General features: G+C 60.9%; 10 protein-coding genes. 8 read left to right on the forward strand and 2 right to left on the reverse strand.

Translation table 11 applies throughout. From position 1 onward, the window contains the following. Window positions 1–82 precede the first annotated feature (82 nt). Genes OKC42_RS21790 through OKC42_RS21805 form a run of 4 tightly spaced genes read left to right on the forward strand, consistent with a single transcriptional unit; the run spans window position 83 to window position 5576 of the window. Entirely contained in the window at window positions 83–1372 is a 1290-nt protein-coding gene (locus OKC42_RS21790) for a site-specific integrase (RefSeq protein WP_034039555.1), read from the forward strand. Next, window positions 1365–3095, forward strand: a complete 1731-nt coding sequence (locus OKC42_RS21795; protein ID WP_034039553.1) for a site-specific integrase — start codon at window positions 1365–1367, stop codon at window positions 3093–3095. The genes OKC42_RS21790 and OKC42_RS21795 overlap by 8 nt, the downstream gene beginning before the upstream one ends. Further along, complete coding sequence (locus OKC42_RS21800; RefSeq protein ID WP_034039551.1) at window positions 3092–5131, forward strand: hypothetical protein; 2040 nt, start codon at window positions 3092–3094, stop codon at window positions 5129–5131. Before OKC42_RS21795 ends, OKC42_RS21800 begins: the two co-directional genes overlap by 4 nt. Then, window positions 5112–5576, forward strand: a complete 465-nt coding sequence (locus OKC42_RS21805) for a hypothetical protein (protein ID WP_023443007.1) — start codon at window positions 5112–5114, stop codon at window positions 5574–5576. Before OKC42_RS21800 ends, OKC42_RS21805 begins: the two co-directional genes overlap by 20 nt. A 67-nt stretch (window positions 5577–5643) precedes the next feature. Here OKC42_RS21805 and OKC42_RS21810 read toward each other — a convergent pair whose 3' ends face one another. Beyond that, window positions 5644–8334, reverse strand: a complete 2691-nt coding sequence (locus OKC42_RS21810) for an AAA family ATPase (RefSeq protein ID WP_058131653.1) — start codon at window positions 8332–8334, stop codon at window positions 5644–5646. A 440-nt stretch (window positions 8335–8774) separates the two neighbouring features. Beyond that, window positions 8775–9341: a TetR/AcrR family transcriptional regulator gene (locus OKC42_RS21815; RefSeq protein ID WP_228741387.1), complete on the reverse strand. Its 567-nt coding sequence runs from the start codon at window positions 9339–9341 to the stop codon at window positions 8775–8777. Window positions 9342–9377: 36 nt separating this feature from the next. On the opposite strand from OKC42_RS21815, the gene OKC42_RS21820 reads away from it, so the two are divergent. The 4 genes from OKC42_RS21820 (at window position 9378) to OKC42_RS21835 (ending at window position 16417) form a co-directional block, all read left to right on the forward strand. Beyond that, on the forward strand, window positions 9378–10352 hold the full coding sequence (locus OKC42_RS21820; RefSeq protein WP_270820908.1) for an IS5 family transposase: 975 nt from the start codon (window positions 9378–9380) through the stop codon (window positions 10350–10352). Window positions 10353–10665: 313 nt separating this feature from the next. Then, window positions 10666–11829 carry a multidrug efflux RND transporter periplasmic adaptor subunit TMexC2 gene (locus OKC42_RS21825; RefSeq protein ID WP_088903431.1) on the forward strand — a complete coding sequence of 388 codons (1164 nt, stop codon included), beginning with the start codon at window positions 10666–10668 and terminating at the stop codon, window positions 11827–11829. A gap of 15 nt (window positions 11830–11844) precedes the next feature. Continuing rightward, window positions 11845–14979 (forward strand): multidrug efflux RND transporter permease subunit TMexD, encoded by a 3135-nt coding sequence (gene tmexD / locus OKC42_RS21830; RefSeq protein WP_225159535.1) that lies wholly within the window; start codon window positions 11845–11847, stop codon window positions 14977–14979. Between the two features lie 4 nt (window positions 14980–14983). Continuing rightward, window positions 14984–16417 carry a multidrug efflux transporter outer membrane subunit TOprJ2 gene (locus tag OKC42_RS21835; protein WP_088903432.1) on the forward strand — a complete coding sequence of 478 codons (1434 nt, stop codon included), beginning with the start codon at window positions 14984–14986 and terminating at the stop codon, window positions 16415–16417. Window positions 16418–16854: the final 437 nt, after the last annotated feature.

The following is a 16854-nucleotide window of genomic DNA, read 5'->3' on the forward strand; positions in this document are numbered from 1 at the left end:
GATAAGAGTAAGTTGTATAGTGCGGACGCCTAAGCTATTGAGTTCTATCTATGGACATTGTTAAGCGTCCCAGGGGCGTTGAATGGCGACGCTAGAGCGCATTCATTTCGTGCCCCATTACCTCGTGCGCAGAGAGAACGCCGTCGCATACTCCCCCAGTAGCAGCCGGCCATCCATTGAGGGCTTGCCCCAAATCTTTTGGGCAGACTATGCACCTTGGAGGGAGGCAAACCTGTGGGCAGTGGAGCGAGCAACGACTGGTGACGCTTCTCTTAAGACCGTTGCCAGTAACATGAATGGCCTTCTCAATTACGCTAAATTTCTTGAATCTCGTGATTTGCAGTGGTTCGAGTTTCCCGCTCGCAAAGCTGACCGCTGCCTGGTGCTATACCGAGGGGCGTTGATCAAGATGCGCGATGCCGGCCAGATCGGCCCATCCACGGCGTCTGAGTACATGCGCAATTGCATCATGTTCTATCGGTGGGTAAGGCATAGGGAGCTTCTTTCTCCACACGTCCAGCTGTGGCGGGAAAAACCCTACGTCGTTAAATACTTCGACCGGGTGGGGTTCGAGCGAACGATCAGCGGAACCACCACCGACCTCAGCATCCCGAACCGTAAGCGCCCAGGCCAAACGCTTGAAGATGGGCTGTTGCCAGTCTCGGAGACCGATCGCGATGCAATTCTGGATTTCGCCGCAGAGAACGCCACGCCCGAGCTCTACCTCATGTTGGCCCTTGGATTTTTTACCGGGATGCGGCTCGGCAGCATCTGTGATCTCAAGATTCAGTCTCTGGAGCGCGCCGCCCCCGACCCTTCCGCTGAAGGGCTTCTACGCCTTGCAGTTGGTCCAGGCGCAGCTCCGCCAGTGCACACGAAATTCGGTGTGACTGGCCAGGTCTGGATACCCGAAGCGTTGCGTGATGAATTGCTGGAATATGCCAAAGGCTGGCGGAGGATGGAACGAGAGGCGAAAGCCTCGCCCGAGAATCGTGATTTGCTGTTCTTGACCCGCTTTGGTAACGCCTATGGCAGGCGCGGCACCGATCAGTCATCTGCTGTGAATGTTGAGATGTCCGAGTTTCGAAAACGGGGCGTCAAAGCAGAACTACAGGTGCTCCGTAAATTCCGCTTCCATCAGTCGCGCTGCACCTTCGGTACCGAATTGGCACGTCTGGCGCTATCGGCTTGTGCCGATGTCGCTATTGTAATTGCGACGGTCAGCGACGCGTTGCTCCATGGGCCTAACTCTGAAGCCACCACCTTCAAATACATCCGATTCGTACAGGCACTGCCGATCAAACAAGCCCTCTCAAATAGCTTCATGGCGGCATTTAGCGGGATCGGCGCTGGGGCGCGGCACGATGGATAGTTCCGAATTCGACCTCACTTTCCCGATGCTTGAGTATGGGGCCACTGAAACGCCCTGGGACCTCCGGCCGCTGCTGTTTCGCGGAGGTGCAGCAGCAAAGGTGAAGCATGTGGGCCGCCAGATCGCGCAGGGCGAACTCGGCAGTCCCTTGCCGGAACGTTTCGAGCTGGTGACGCAGCTGCATGAGCACATGACTGACGACCTTGCTGGTGGCGGAAGTCGCTTCTCGGTGCAGAACAAGATCAGTGCATTGCGCCGATTCTTTGCCTGGATCGATTCAGAAAACGTGAATCTCAGTCTCGAGACGGCGGCCGACACGTTCATTCGTTGGACCGATCACTTGCTCCAGCGTCATCGAGTCGAACGCAATTTCAGCGATGGGTCCCTGTACGATCTCACCAGGCTCACGGCGACGATGCTGGACCGAGCATTGGACCGCCAAGCAAGCCTGAGCAAGAGCACACGTATTCGCAAGCCGCGCGGCAAAGGCAAGGTACATACGAGCAAAGCGGACAAGCAGAATCTGCAAAACACCTTCGCATTCGGACACCTTCTAGCTGACGTATGCGAGGCATTGACCTGGAGGGGGACAATGGCCCCCCTCCCAGTTTGTATTTCGTTACGCACCGGCCAAGTGCTGGAACTATGGTCGGGATTGCAGAGCCCCGAGAAAGTAGCGGCCCGCCGTACCAGGCCGCAAAACCAAGCGCAAATCGAAGCATCCCTGGCGGCGCGTGCCGCCCACGATGCAGATCGGACACTGCGGACCCGTTTCCCCATCGTCAATTTACGGATCGAGAGTGAATTGCTGATGTTCATCGCCCAGACCGGTCTGAACCTCCAGCAAGCACATACCCTGCGGGTTGAGCAGTTTCATTACACCAGCCACATAGACGGCTACCAGGTACGTACCTACAAAAATCGACGGGAAGGAGAAGTGCTATTCGAGATCTTTGCCAGTTATCGAGAGTGGTTCGAGCGCTATCTCGAATGGCGTTCCGAATGGTTTCCCAATGAGCCGGATGGTTTGCTCTTTCCGCTTATACGTAGCGGGGGACGAATCCTAGAAGAGGCGACGCAGTTCACGAACGTTACGCGCATCTGCCGCGAGCTTGGCATACCGATAGTGAGACCGCGAAAACTGCGCGGGACGCGCATCAACTGGTTGCTTCGGGAGTCCCAGAATCCCCAACAGGTTGCGGAGTTGGCCCAGCATACGGTGCAAACGCTGATACGCGTATATGCCGACCCCCATCCGCAGATCGCTATGGTGGAAATTACGCGCTTCCATCAGCAAACCGATCCGTCCCTTTCACCTCCTGCTCCTGGTAGATGTGTATCGGCCACACCTGAACCAGTGGGCACGATGCCGAAGAATGGTCCGCGACCCGACTGCATCAATGCTGCCGGTTGCCTGTTCTGTACCCAGCACCGGGATATCGAAAGTGAGGATCATGTGTGGTCTCTCGGTAGCTTGCGCCACCTCAAATCGCTTGAACTGGCACGCTACCGCCCATCCAGTTCGGGTAAGCACCTGACGACAGAGCATCCGGCCCTGCTGGTGATCGATCGGCTGACGGCCAAACTGCGCTTCTTCGAAGAAAGTAGCGAGGTCCGCAGGCTTTGGGTCGAAGAAGCCAGAGCGCGCATAAGTGAAGGTGACTACCACCCGGCCTGGGATGGCTTCATCCGATTGGCAGAACTGCGACAAAGATCAGCATGACGAAAAATATTCTTTCCGAACTTGGCCTCGGCATCGACTCGCCCCTAGCGATTCCTGATGCGCCGAACTACCGTCCGCCGTGCTGGCCACCGCAGCGTGATTGGCCGGTCATCATAGATGCCGCTGGCCAGGTGGTGAGCCGTTGGGGCGATGCCATTTGGCGGCTCGACCCATGGGCGGGAAAACGGCTCACTCTCAATTTCGGCGATGGCCCAGCTAAGAAATATGTCGCCGCGATCGATCCTGCGAACGCCGATTTATTGCGGACCGTAATCGGCTGGTGGCTATACGGCCCCAATGGAGCCCGTGGATACCGAGGCCTGAAAACGCGCTTCGACCAGATGCGTCGGCTGTTCGTCTTGTGCACTCAAGAAGGCATTCTCGCATCCGAACTGAGTCATTTTCCGCGCGTTGCCGACCGTCTCCCGGAGGTGCTCCAGGCTTCCCGGTCCGGTGAGTTCTTGGCATTGCTGCACGAACTGTACGAGCGGCGGGATGCGCTGGGGTTCACCTTGTTGGATCGCGCAGGGTTGGCACGCCTCGCAGCGGCCATGCCCGACCACCAGAAGCTCCAGACCCCCTATATCCCGCCCCGCATTTGGCACTATCAAATCACACGCTTGCGCGAATGCCTGGATGACTTTTTGGCGCATCGAGGCCAAGTCGAGGAGTGCTTCCGCTTCTGTCTGGCTGCCTATCGGCACAACTCTGCCAGTCTCCAAGGACAACGCAGGCCACAATCGTTCTATCCGTTTCAGTGGCCGTCGGATGGATCAAACGGAAAGTGGACTGGGCGGCAGTACTACGGCCCATTCATCGACACCGCGCATCGGTTTGGCATGGTGGAACTATTTCGTCGCTGGCTGGGAGTGAGCGACGACGAAATTCGCATTCAAACTCTGAGTCGCTACCTCAACCTCGTGAGTCGATCTGGACTGTGCTATCTGCTGAACTTCAGCCTCATGCGAGTCGAAGAGGCTTGGAACCTGCGCGCCGATTGCTTGCACATAGAACGTGATCCGCAGTTTGGCGACATCCATGTATTGTGCGGACGAACGACCAAGACGATGTCGGATTCTGAGGCACTTTGGGTGACGTCCCCGTCAGCTCAGGTGGCAGTTGAAGCCATGCGTGTGGTCGCAGACCTCCGCGCAGAATGCGACTCTCCCCCCGGCGAGGCCTCGGTGCCGGATGATCCGGCCAAGCGCTATCTGCTTGATTATTGCCTTGAACCGTGGGGAACGAAGTTCACCAAGATCAACCGCACGATTCGGCCATCGATTCCGAGCTATGCCCATGTGCTTCAGTGGTTCGACAAGCTGTTCGACCGTGAGCAATTGCGCATTACGCCGGAAGATTTCGAATTGGCTCGGTTGGTGACGCCGACGCTGACCGACGAGTTTGCGGTCGGCAAAATCTGGCCGTTGGCCTGGCATCAACTCCGACGAACCGGCGCAGTGAATATGCAGGCATCCGGGCTGGTCAGCGACGCTTCATTGCAGTTTCAGCTAAAGCACGTCGCCAGAGCGATGAGTCTCTACTACGGGCAAAACCATTCCAGGGTACGGCTGGAAGAGAAGGCCCATACCTACTACGTCCGCACCATGTACGAAACTTTGGGTAGGCAGCTGCAACAGCTGACGAGCAACCGATTCGTCAGCCCCCACGGCGAGAAGCGAAAATCTGAGATTGTCCGCCTAATCTCAGCCTCTGATGCTAAGAAAGCGATCAATCTGGCTAAGAAGGGGACGGTCACTCATCGACCGATTTTGCTGGGCATCTGCACGAGCCGTACCCCCTGTCCCTATGGGGGCATCGACAATATCGCTCGCTGCGGAGGGGGCGACTCCCCCGGAGAAACCAAACCATGTGCGGACGTTCTCTATGACCCCGAGCAACTCGACGAAGTCGAAGTGTTGGAGGCGGTATTGGATGAGCGCCTGGCCGCTGCCGAGGTAGACAGTCCGCTAAGGACTTCGTTGGAAGCCCAGAAACGTAGTGTGGAGAATTATCGCCATGTCATCCGGCAAACATGAATCCGCTGACCCGGCTAAGCGAATGAGTGCCGGCGAGCAGTATCGCGCAGCGTTCGAGCGGCTGAAGAGCAACAAGCCCGAACGACTGCCGAAGGGGACGCCCGTAAGTCAGAACAACGTTGCCAAGGAGGCCGGCAGCGACCCCTCTGCACTGAAAAAAGCTCGTTTCCCCCTACTGATCGCTGAGATCCAAAAGTACGTGGAAGGACACGCTGAGCAACGTCCGCCATCAGTGCGCCAAGTCAGCTTATTAGCCCGCAGAAAAAATCGTGGACTTCGAGAACGGATCGAGGAAATCACGCAGCAGCGTGACCACCTAGCCAGCCTACTCAGTGAGGCCGACGCCACCATTCTTGAGCTGTACGACCGTATTGCGGACTTGGAGCGCCAACTGCCGGCCTCCAATGTGCTTCCTCTTGATCCGCGAGGCCACAAAAAACTTTGAAACGGAGAGCTCGCAATATTCGAAAGAAACACAGCCATGCCCGACCAGCCCGGCATGAAACGTCGGGCTAGCCGCCGAAGAGCTTCTTGCGTTGCGCGGTCCGCTCCCGGCGTAGATTCTCGTAGGCAGTTCGGCGTTTAGTCGCGTTTTTGATTAATTCCAGGACCTGGGCGATATCGCCGAGCAACTCCTCACGCGCGGGAAGCGGTAGTTGGCGCTCGCCTGGGGTGTCGTGGGCCTCGGTAGCTTCGCAGGCCCGCGCATACACTGCCAGCAACTGCTCCCACTCCTCTGCGGGGTGGCCAATGACAGCACCAAATGCTTCTACGCTCACCACATCGCTGAACGGCTGGACGGTATTGTTCAAAAAAACCTCGCGTATGGCGCGCTCGACAGTGCCTCGGAGGCTTGAGTATCCCGATGCGATTTGCCGCTCAAGCTCATCATCCGGGTCGCTGCCGACCGGAACGTTCAGTGCTTTCGCACGACTTTCGAGATCGGCCAGGCGGGCCTTGGTGTCCATCGTCGTCCACGTCAGCCCCTCGCTCACTAGTCCCGGCGACTCGTCCCAACCGATGGTCTTGTAGCTGGCCGAGCGATCAGCGCGCTGAAGCGCCATCGCGAGCTCGGTCAGGAACACCGCATCATGGGTGAACACCAGCACTTGGCGGGTCTCAGCCAGCGCTACCAAACGCCGAGCTATGGCCCGACGATATACGTGATCCAGCGACGTAGACGGATCGTCGAAAATAACGGTCGAAGTATGTGGCAGGGATTCGAGCTCGGCGAGGAACATAGCCATCCCCAACGCGCGCTGCTCGCCCTCTGACAGCACCTTGGAGGCTTTCGCCGTGATTTCCTGCAGGCGCAGCGTGACCTTGGTCACCCCCAGCTCTGTGCGCCCGCTCAGGTCGGGTTGCACCCGTCGCTTATAGCCCAGGGCTTTCAACTCAGCATTCATAGAAGCGGCCAGAGCCTCGGTCACATGCGTCGCCGCCAGGGACGTCAGTTTGCGTGACACTGCCGCTGGGTTGAGGGCGGCATGGCAGCGGCTCAATGTGGCATGGACCTGACTGTCCTGAACAAAGCGCTCCACCGCGCCAAGCTGGTTGGCGAGGCGTTGTCGGGCTTCTAGCTCTGCCAGTTCTTGGGTCAGCGCCAAGCGTAGAGCGGGATCGGCAGAGGTCCGCAGGGTATTGGCGTCGACTCGGAGCGAAGCAGCTTTGGCGGCGAAGAGACTATCGAGGTTTGCTTCGATAGGAAGCGGTTCTGACTCGGGGGACCAGTTTCCAGTTTGCAGGGCTTGGCTAACCCAAGTATGCCGGGCGGTCCAGACCGATGCCGCTGCGGTGATGGCAGCGTGTAGGTCGGGCAGTCGCTCCTCCACGTCAGCCCGTGTTGGCACATCCAGAACGTTTAGATCGACAGCCTGCACCTTCCCTAGAGCGTTCATGCGCGCAAGCGTGGCGGCTTGCGCATCCGCCGTGGCGCTGTCGGCGACAAATGCCGCGAAACGCCGCATGCGCTCCGAGGCATCCGTTGAATAAGGTTGCTGGCAGAGTACGCAGTAAGCGTCCGGTTCCAGGTGCGGGAAGGGATGTTCAGGGTATGCCGTCTGCTGAGAGAAAGCCTCAGCGGCTCGGTACATCGTTTGCCAGAGTTCAGCTCCTGTGCCTTCCAGCAGCGTGGCGGTGGGTGAGGACGTTACCGGCAACTCCATGGCGTTCAGTGTGTCTCGATCCTGAAGACGCGCTTGCGCCAGTTGCATGGCGAGATGCGCGGTTTTTTCCGTTGTAATCAGTTCCTTTGCCCGTGCTATGGCACGATCATTCACCCAGCGCTGGACTTCCTCGGCTCGACGCTGCGCCTGGTCCAAGCGTGTCGCCAAACGTTCCAAGGCCAGCGCCTGCGGCACAGGATCGCTTTCCAGTAATGTCCGCTTCAGAAACTCCAGTCGCCGGAGTTCATCGTCACCGACCGTCCCTAATCGAGCAAGCACGGCGCGGTCCGAGTCCCCACCTAATTTGGCGATGTAGCGGCCGACTTCGGTGTCACCCTTCAGCGGTTCGAATTGCCGGGTATCCAGAGCCAAGGCATTGCGTTCGGTCCCAATCCGTGCCTGTAAATCACGCTGAAGTAGGACCAGGCGCGTCAGATGAGTGAGTCCGTAGGGCTGAAATGCAGGGGTCCCTTCCGCGTCGATGTAGTCATTGGCACAGGCCGCGTCGTAGACCGAGACCGAACTCAAATGCAAATGGGCCGGCCCGTTCTGGACCCAACGTGCGGTTTCCGGAGTGCCATCCACCAAAATGGCGAAATCTGCTGATGGCAGTCTAGCTGGGGTTGCCGCCCCAAAAGCGTCGGGCAGGACCTCCACCCGATGCCGAGCGTTGCAGGCATTCTTGAAGACGCGGGCGTAGCCGGATTTGCCGGCGCCGTTATGACCAAAGAAAATGGTCATGCCCTCCGGTGCGAGGTCAAAGGCACGACCGGACGGGAAGCCGTTTACCTGGTCTAGCCCCGAGACACCCACCAACCGCACGGTTGCGCCACTTCCGGCGCCTGGTACGTCGTCCAGCGTGAATGGCCGTGCTCCCCCCGTGGTTGCGTCTTCCCGTTCTTGCTCGCGAACCATTCGCAGAATGGTCTCGATGTCATCTTGGGTTAGTTCGGCCCGGGCAAATATCCGGCGCAGTGCTTCCTGCTGCCAGGGTCTGAGTCCGCCGGCCCACCCAATAATCTCGTCCAACAATGGCATATCCGTCTCCTTTCCAGATCCGCCGATTAAAGGCCGCGCCCAGTTGGATGGCAAGTGGCCAGCGCCTTCGAGGTGCTTCGCCGTGTTCCGTTTGCCTGCCTTCCTGACCGCCACCCTAGTGGCTTGTCCGGTCGTGACGCTACACGGGCAGAATTTCTGCATGCTGGCCAGTATCAAGCCGCTCTAAAGTCCGCTACCGGAAAGCGCTGTTTAGCGGTGAGAGACGGGGAAAGTGCGGAAGCTACTACCGACGCAAGCGATGTGGTGAGCAGTCCTCAGGTATGTGCGAAATTGCACTCCTCTTGACCACCAATTTGGGTTGGCGTTGACCACGGATTGCGTTCAACTTGACCAGGGCGTGTCACTGTCACGACCGTCAGAGAACGGCCAAAAACGGACACCGCCAACCCGTTGGAAAAAAAACTGAGCGTTGCTTTCCGTTAAGTTTGGTAGTTGCAAGCCCCGTTCAGGAAGAATTGCTCGATCAACGCCGCCATACCTGCGCGTGCGATACGGCCGCGGCGCTCGGCGTCTACCAGGCCGAAGATCAAGGAGGAGAAGATTTCGGTAAGCGCCGGGGCACCGATATCGATACGGAATACGCCCAGTTTTTGCCCGCGGAGAAAGAACTCGTCCAGCGTTTCCGAGTAAGGCAGCCATCGGCAGCCGCCTGCATCTAAATCAAACGTGTCCGGGCGCCACTGGAATGAGAGGAATACCAACAACTCCCTGTGAATCAAATGGCCTTCGATCAGACGATGCAATGCGTCCAAGGGCGCCGCCTCAAGATCGGCATCGGCAATGACCCTATAAATAACCACCGAACCATGATTCAGAAGCATCTCGATCAGGTTGTCGCGGGTGCCGCAAAACCTGTTGAGCGTCGCCTTGCTGACCCCCGCTGCCTGGGCTATTTCTTTGAACGTGGCTCGCGGGTGGTCAACGATGGCGATCGCCAGGGCCTTCAGCAATTTCTCATCGGCAGCAGTTAAGGCAATGCTGATCAAGGTCCACCGTTGTCGCTTCTCAAACGTTATCCGCAGATGAAGCAGCAGACCCTGGCAATGGCCGCAGATCAAAACAACGGATTCGAGCAGTCGCGCAAGCCCACCCGACGTGAAGAGTTCTTGCGGACCATGGAGACAATAGTGCCTTGGGCCGCCCTGTGCCAGGTGATAGAGCCGCACTACCCCAAGGCCGGCAACGGCCGCCCGCCCATTGGCCTAGAGCGCATGCTGCGCATCCATTTCCTGCAGCACTGGTTCAACCTGGCCGATCTGGCGTGCGAGGAGGCTCTGTATGACAGTGCCAGTCTGCGCCGCTTTGCGGGCATTGACCTGGGTCGTGAACGGGTGCCCGATGCCACCACGCTGCTGAAGTTTCGCAAACTGCTCCATGAGCACAAACTGGGCGAAGCCCTGTTTGCCAAGGTAGGCCAGCAATTGCAGGAGCGCGGCTTGAAGGTCAATACCGGCACCATCGTGGATGCCACCATCATCGCCGCGCCCAGTTCTACCAAGAACGCCGACAAGGCGCGCGACCCCGACATGCACCAGACCCGCAAAGGCCAGCAATGGTATTTCGGCATGAAGCTGCACATTGGGGTGGACAGCCAAAGCGGGCTGGCGCACAGCGCCGTGGTGACGGCGGCCAACGTGCACGACAAACACCCACTGCCCGATCTGCTGCATGGCAATGAGCGACGCGTGTACGGCGACTCGGCCTATGCCAGCCAGAAAACACTGATAGTGAGCAAAGCCCCCAGGGCCAAGGACTTCACCAACCAGCGCACCCGCCGTGCGGGCGAGGTGGACGAAGTTCAGCGGGCCAAGAACCGCAACAAGTCACGGGTGCGCGCTCGGGTCGAGCATGTCTTTGCGGTGGTAAAGCGCCTGTGGGGATTCACCAAGGTGCGCTATCGCGGGCTGCAAAAGAACGCCACGCGTGCGTTCACGGCCTTGGCGCTGGCCAACATCTACCTTGCCCGAGGGCGCCTGCAGGGACAGGTGCGCCCGTAAGGGTCCGAAAGGGGCTCAAAGGCTCCCGAAACAGGCCCTGTGGGGCAAAGCACAGTATCTTTGCGGGCCATTTGGCATTCAAATGGCTGTGCGATGGATATGACGTTACTTGTTCAGCATTGCCTTAAATCCATCGGTCACTCTTTATCTATCGCGGGCAGATGCGGGTATTTTGCCTAGAACACTCATTTTTCTCAAAGAGGATACTAGCTTTGTTCACACCAAAATCAAATGAGTCAATATTGACTTATTTGATTTTTGCGTGGATCATGCGCGGCTTCGACTACGTACTGGCTTCGCGCTTGGGTGAGATATGAACAAATTCCGCGAATGGATCACTTTTTCCGTGATCTCCTATTTGATCGCCGTGACCCTGGTTGGCTGCGACAAGCCCGAAGAGCAACGGGAAGAGGCGCCAGCGCGTGAAGTCGATGTGCTCAGCGTGAAGACCGAGCCCTTCACAGTGTTCGCCGAGCTACCAGGGCGCATCGAGCCGGTGCGTGTCGCCGAGGTGCGCGCGCGGGTGGCGGGGATCGTGCTCAAGCGCACCTTCGAGGAAGGGGCCGACGTGAAGGCCGGTGACGTGCTGTTCCAGATCGACCCTGCGCCGTTCAAGGCGGCCCTGTCGCGGGCGGAAGGTGAACTGGCTCGCGCCGAGGCGCAGCTGTTCCAGGCTCAGGCGATGGTTCGCCGTTACGAACCACTGGTGAAGATCGACGCCGTCAGCCAGCAGGATTTCGACAACGCCATGGCCGCTCTGCAGAGCGCCCAGGCCGACAAGCGCTCGGCCCAGGCCAATGTCGAAACTGCCCGCCTGGACCTGGGTTATGCCGAGGTTCGCGCCCCCATCGCCGGGCGTATCGGTCGCGCCCAGGTCACCGAAGGGGCTCTGGTAGGCCAGGGCGAAGCCACGCTGCTGGCACGTATCCAGCAACTCGATCCGGTGTACGCCGACTTCACCCAGCCTGCTGCCGATGCCCTGCGCCTGCGCGCGGCAATCGCCGAGGGCAAGGTTGCCGGTGCGAGCGACCAGCCGCTGTCGCTGCGTGTCGACGGTACCGATATCGAGCGCAAGGGCACGCTGCTGTTCACCGATATCTCGGTGGATCGCAGCACCGGGCAGATCGCCCTGCGAGGCCAGTTCGACAACCCCGAGGGCGTGCTGCTGCCGGGTATGTACGTGCGTGTGCGCACACCGCAAGGGCTCGACCAGAACGCCATCCTGGTGCCGCAACGTGCCGTGCAGCGTTCGGCTGACGGCCAGGCCAGCGTGATGCTGCTGGGGGAGGGCGATACCGTCGAGGCGCGCCAGGTCACCACCGGTGCCATGCAGGGCTCGCGCTGGCAAATCAGCGAGGGCCTGCAGGTCGGCGACAAGGTGATCACCAGCTCGCTGGCGGCTATCCGTCCGGGCGCCAAGGTCATCCCCCGCGAGCAAGATGCCGCCGAAGCCGCTCCACAGTCCCAGGTGCAGTAAGCCGGAGAACCTCTCATGTCCCTGTTTTTCATCCGGCGCCCCAATTTCGCCTGGGTAGTCGCCCTGTTCATCTCGCTGGGTGGCCTGCTGGCCATCCCGTTCCTGCCGGTGGCGCAGTACCCCAACGTGGCGCCGCCGCAGATCACCGTGACCGCCACCTATCCCGGCGCTTCGGCGCAGGAGCTCACCGACTCGGTGACCAGCGTCATCGAGGAAGAACTCAACGGCGCCAAGAACCTGCTGTACTTCGAGTCCACCAGCAACGCCAACGGCATCGCCGAGATCACCGTCACCTTCCAGCCAGGGACCGACCCCGAACTGGCCCAGGTTGACGTGCAGAACCGTCTGAAGAAGGCCGAGGCACGCATGCCGCAGGCCGTGCTGACGCTCGGCATCCAGACCGAGCAGGCCACCGCCGGCTTCCTGCTGATCTATGCGCTGAGCTACACCGATGGCGACAAGGACGCCAACGTCACGGCGCTGGCCGATTACGCCGCGCGCAACATCAACAACGAAATCCGTCGCGTGAACGGCGTCGGCAAGCTGCAGTTCTTCGCCTCCGAGGCGGCCATGCGCGTGTGGATCGATCCGCAGAAGCTGGTCGGCTACGGCCTATCCATCGATGACGTGAACAACGCCATCCGCGCGCAGAACGTGCAGGTGCCGGCCGGTGCCTTCGGCAGCACGCCGGGTTCCAGCGAGCAGGAGCTGACGGCGACCCTGGCGGTCAAGGGTACCCTGGACAACCCGCAGGAATTCGCCGCCATCGTGCTGCGTGCCAACCAGGACGGCTCGCGCCTGACCCTGGGCGACGTGGCGCGCATCGAGGTCGGCAGCCAGGACTACAACTTCGGCTCGCGCCAGGACGGCAAGCCCGCCGTTGCCGCCGCCGTGCAGCTGTCGCCCGGTGCCAACGCGATCCAGACCGCCGAGGCGGTCAAGCAGCGTCTGACCGAGCTGTCGGCCAACTTCCCGGACAACGTCGAGTTCTCCGTGCCGTACGACACCTCGCGCTTCGTCGACGTGGCGATCGACAAGGTCATCATGACCCTCATCGAGGCCATGGTGCTGGTGTTCCTGGTGATGTTCCTGTTCCTGCAGAACGTGCGCTACACCCTGATCCCGTCCATCGTCGTGCCGGTGTGTCTGCTCGGTACGCTGACCTTCATGTACCTGCTTGGCTTCTCGGTGAACATGATGACCATGTTCGGCATGGTGCTGGCCATCGGCATCCTGGTGGACGACGCCATCGTGGTGGTGGAGAACGTCGAGCGGATCATGGCCGAGGAAGGCCTGGCGCCGGTGCCGGCGACCATCAAGGCGATGGGGCAGGTGTCCGGGGCGATCATCGGTATCACCCTGGTGCTGTCGGCGGTGTTCCTGCCGCTGGCCTTCATGGCCGGCTCGGTGGGGGTGATCTACCAGCAGTTCTCGCTGTCGCTGGCGGTGTCGATCCTGTTCTCGGGCTTCCTCGCGCTGACCTTCACCCCGGCGCTGTGCGCCACGCTGCTCAAACCGATCCCCGAAGGCCATCACGAGAAGACCGGTTTCTTCGGCTGGTTCAACCGCAAGTTCACCGCCCTGACCGGCCGCTACACCAAACTCAACGGCAAGCTGGTGCCGCGCGCCGGGCGGGTGATGTTCATCTACCTGGGCGTGGTGGTGCTGATGGGTTTCTTCTACCTGCGCCTGCCGGAATCCTTCGTGCCGGTGGAAGACCAGGGCTACATGATCGTCGACATCCAGTTGCCGCCAGGCGCCACCCGTGAGCGCACCTCGGCCACGGGTGAGGAGCTGGAAGAGTTTCTGATGGCCCGCGAGGCCGTGCAGACGTCCTTCCTGGTCCTCGGCTTCAGCTTCTCCGGCATGGGTGAGAACGCGGCCATTGCCTTCCCGCTGCTCAAGGACTGGTCCGAGCGAGATTCTTCGCAGTCGCCGGAAGCCGAGTCGGCTGCGGTCAACCAGCACTTCGCCAACCTCGATGACGGCGCGATCATGGCGGTGCCGCCACCGCCGGTCGAAGGCCTGGGCAACTCGGGTGGTTTCGCCCTGCGCCTGCAGGACCGCGCCGGCCTTGGCCGCGATGCCCTGTTGGCAGCGCGCGATGAAGTGCTGGGCAAGGTCAACGGCAATCCGAAGTTCCTCTACGCCATGATGGAAGGTCTGGCCGAGGCGCCGCAGCTGCGCCTGGTGATCGACCGTGAGCAGGCGCGCACGCTGGGAGTCAGCTTCGAAGCGATCAGCAGCGCGCTGTCCACTGCGTTCGGCTCGTCGGTGATCAACGACTTCGCCAACGCCGGCCGCCAGCAGCGCGTGGTGGTACAGGCCGAACAGGCCGAGCGCATGACACCGGAAAGCGTCCTGCGCCTGCATGTGCCCAACGACAGCGGCAGCCTGGTACCGCTGAGTGCTTTCGTCACCACGAGCTGGGAAGAAGGCCCGGTGCAGGTCGCGCGTTACAACGGTTACCCGTCGATCCGCATTGCCGGTGACGCCGCGCCCGGCGTGAGCACTGGCGAGGCGATGCTCGAACTGGAGCGCATCGCTGCCGAGCTGCCCGAAGGTATCGGTTACGAGTGGACCGGGCTGTCGTATCAGGAGCGGGTCGCCAGCGGGCAGGCGACGATGCTGTTCGCCCTGGCCATCACCGTGGTGTTCCTGCTGCTGGTGGCGCTCTACGAGAGCTGGGCGATCCCGCTGACGGTGATGCTGATCGTGCCGGTCGGCGCACTCGGCGCGGTACTGGCGGTGACTGCTATCGGCCTGCCCAACGACGTGTACTTCAAGGTCGGCCTGATCACCGTGATCGGCCTGGCGGCGAAGAACGCCATTCTCATCGTCGAGTTCGCCAAGGACCTGTGGGAAGACGGCTACTCGCTGCGCGATGCTGCTGTCGAAGCCGCGCGCCTGCGTTTCCGCCCGATCATCATGACCTCCATGGCGTTCATGCTCGGCGTGGTGCCGCTGGCCATCGCCACTGGCGCCGGCGCTGCGAGCCAGCGCGCACTGGGCACCGGGGTGCTGGGCGGGATGCTCAGCGCGACCATGCTCGGGGTGATCTTCGTGCCGATCTTCTTCGTCTGGGTGCTGTCGCTGCTGCGCACCAAACCTCAGCAAACCGACAACCATCCCCTGCATAAAGCGGAGTAATGCGATGACCTCTCACTTCATGCTCCGTCGCGCTCTGCTGCCCCTGGCCATCGCCGCCCTGGCGGGTTGTTCGCTGGCCCCGACCTACGAGCGCCCGCAGGCACCGGTCGCGTCGCACTGGCAAGCCGCCGACGCGGAGGGCACCCGTGCCCAGGCGCTGGACTGGCAGACCTTCATCGTCGATGCCGACTTGCGCCGCGCGGTGGATACGGCGCTGAGCAACAACCGCAGCCTGCGCCAGGCGCTGCTGGATATCGAAGCTGCGCGTGCCCAGTACCGCATCCAGCGTGCTGATCGCCTGCCTTCGATCAACGCCAATGCCAGCGGCAACCGCCAGCGCCTGCCTGCCGATCTGTCGCAGACCGGGCGCTCGGAAGTGACCAGCAACTATCAGGTCGGCCTCGGCCTCGCGGAGTACGAAGTCGACCTGTTCGGCCGCGTGCGCAACCTCTCCGAGGCCGCGCTGGAGACCTACCTGGCGACCGAGGAGGCGACCCGTGCCACGCAGATCAGCCTGGTTGCCGAGGTCATCCAGGCCTACCTGACCCGCGATGGTGCGCTACGCCGCATGGCCCTGGTCGAACAAACCCTGGACAGCCGCATGGCCTCGCTGGAGCTGGTCAGCCAGCGCCGTGCAGCGGGGGCCGCCACCGCCCTGGATTACCAGGAAGCGGTCGGCCTTGCCGAACAGGCTAGGGCCGAGCGCGAGAGCACCGAACGCCAGTTACGCCAGGCGGACAACGCCCTGGTCCTGTTGCTCGGCACGCCAGATGCCGCTCGCCTGCTGCCCGCGACGCCCCGCGACGACCTGATGGTGCTGCAGGACATCGCCCCCGGCACCAGCTCGGAACTGATCGAACGGCGCCCGGACATTCTCGCCAGCGAGCACCGCCTCAAGGCGCGCAATGCCGATATCGGTGCAGCTCGCGCCGCGTTCTTTCCCCGGATCAGCCTGACCGGTTCGGTGGGCAGCTCCAGTGCCGAGTTGTCCGGATTGTTCGATGGCGGCTCGCGGGCCTGGAGCTTTGCCCCGACGCTGTCGCTGCCGATCTTCGCCGGTGGCCGCAACCGCGCCAACCTGGACCTCGCCGAAGTGCGCCAGGACGCGGCGGTGGCCGACTACGAAGGCACCATCCAGACCGCCTTCCGCGAAGTGGCCGATGCCCTGGCCGCCACCGACACCCTGCGCCGCGAGGAGGCTGCCCGCCAGGCTCTGGCCGGTTCCAGCGAGGCTGCGATGGCCCTGGCTAAGGCGCGTTACGAGGGCGGCGTGGACGACTACCTGCGTTATCTTGACGCCCAGCGCAGCACCTTTAGCAACCAGACCACACTAATTCAAATCAGCACGGAACGGCAGATTGCGCTGGTTGACCTGTTCAGGTCTCTGGGCGGTGGCTGGGGCCAAACTGAACCGATGGCCGGGATCGGCGCTGAGTGAGCAAAGCCAGGAGTCCTGCATCCGAAGACCGGACTCTGGCTCCATCACCGGTGAGCTACTGGTCATCGACGGGGCAATCGTCTGATCGAGAATAAGACTGTCTGACGACTGGCAGGCCTATGGATTATTGGTGGCAGCAGCTAACGGCTCTATAAAGAGCTGCAAAAAATCACTGTAACGCATGATTGACTGACTGCTTCTGGCCGGTTTCTGCCTGTTGCGTCTCTGCTGCCCACTGGCCAAGTCGGATGCACGCGGTGGTCAGTACCAATGCAATTGACTGGTCAAATGGGTGCAATTGCGCAGGTATGGACTTCAAGCCCCAATTTCCTGGAAAAGAGGTTCTTTCTATGGACATCCGACATCAGAGATTGAGTAGCGGAATGTCTGAGCTGAAGTCATGTCCATGGCTGTTCTTCTTTCCTTTACATCGATGA

Source organism: Aeromonas sp. Y311-2, from assembly GCF_027706025.1.
Classification (GTDB): domain Bacteria; phylum Pseudomonadota; class Gammaproteobacteria; order Enterobacterales; family Aeromonadaceae; genus Aeromonas; species Aeromonas veronii.

What these genes read in the sequence shown, in the direction of transcription:
- OKC42_RS21795 (WP_034039553.1), top strand. Translation starts at nt 1,365, where the DNA reads ATGGATAGTTCCGAATTCGACCTCACTTTCCCGATGCTTGAGTATGGG.
- tmexD (WP_225159535.1), top strand. Translation starts at nt 11,845, where the DNA reads ATGTCCCTGTTTTTCATCCGGCGCCCCAATTTCGCCTGGGTAGTCGCC.
- OKC42_RS21835 (WP_088903432.1), top strand. Translation starts at nt 14,984, where the DNA reads ATGACCTCTCACTTCATGCTCCGTCGCGCTCTGCTGCCCCTGGCCATC.
- OKC42_RS21805 (WP_023443007.1), top strand. Translation starts at nt 5,112, where the DNA reads ATGTCATCCGGCAAACATGAATCCGCTGACCCGGCTAAGCGAATGAGT.
- OKC42_RS21810 (WP_058131653.1), bottom strand. Translation starts at nt 8,334, where the DNA reads ATGCCATTGTTGGACGAGATTATTGGGTGGGCCGGCGGACTCAGACCC.
- OKC42_RS21790 (WP_034039555.1), top strand. Translation starts at nt 83, where the DNA reads ATGGCGACGCTAGAGCGCATTCATTTCGTGCCCCATTACCTCGTGCGC.
- OKC42_RS21825 (WP_088903431.1), top strand. Translation starts at nt 10,666, where the DNA reads ATGAACAAATTCCGCGAATGGATCACTTTTTCCGTGATCTCCTATTTG.
- OKC42_RS21820 (WP_270820908.1), top strand. Translation starts at nt 9,378, where the DNA reads ATGAAGCAGCAGACCCTGGCAATGGCCGCAGATCAAAACAACGGATTC.
- OKC42_RS21800 (WP_034039551.1), top strand. Translation starts at nt 3,092, where the DNA reads ATGACGAAAAATATTCTTTCCGAACTTGGCCTCGGCATCGACTCGCCC.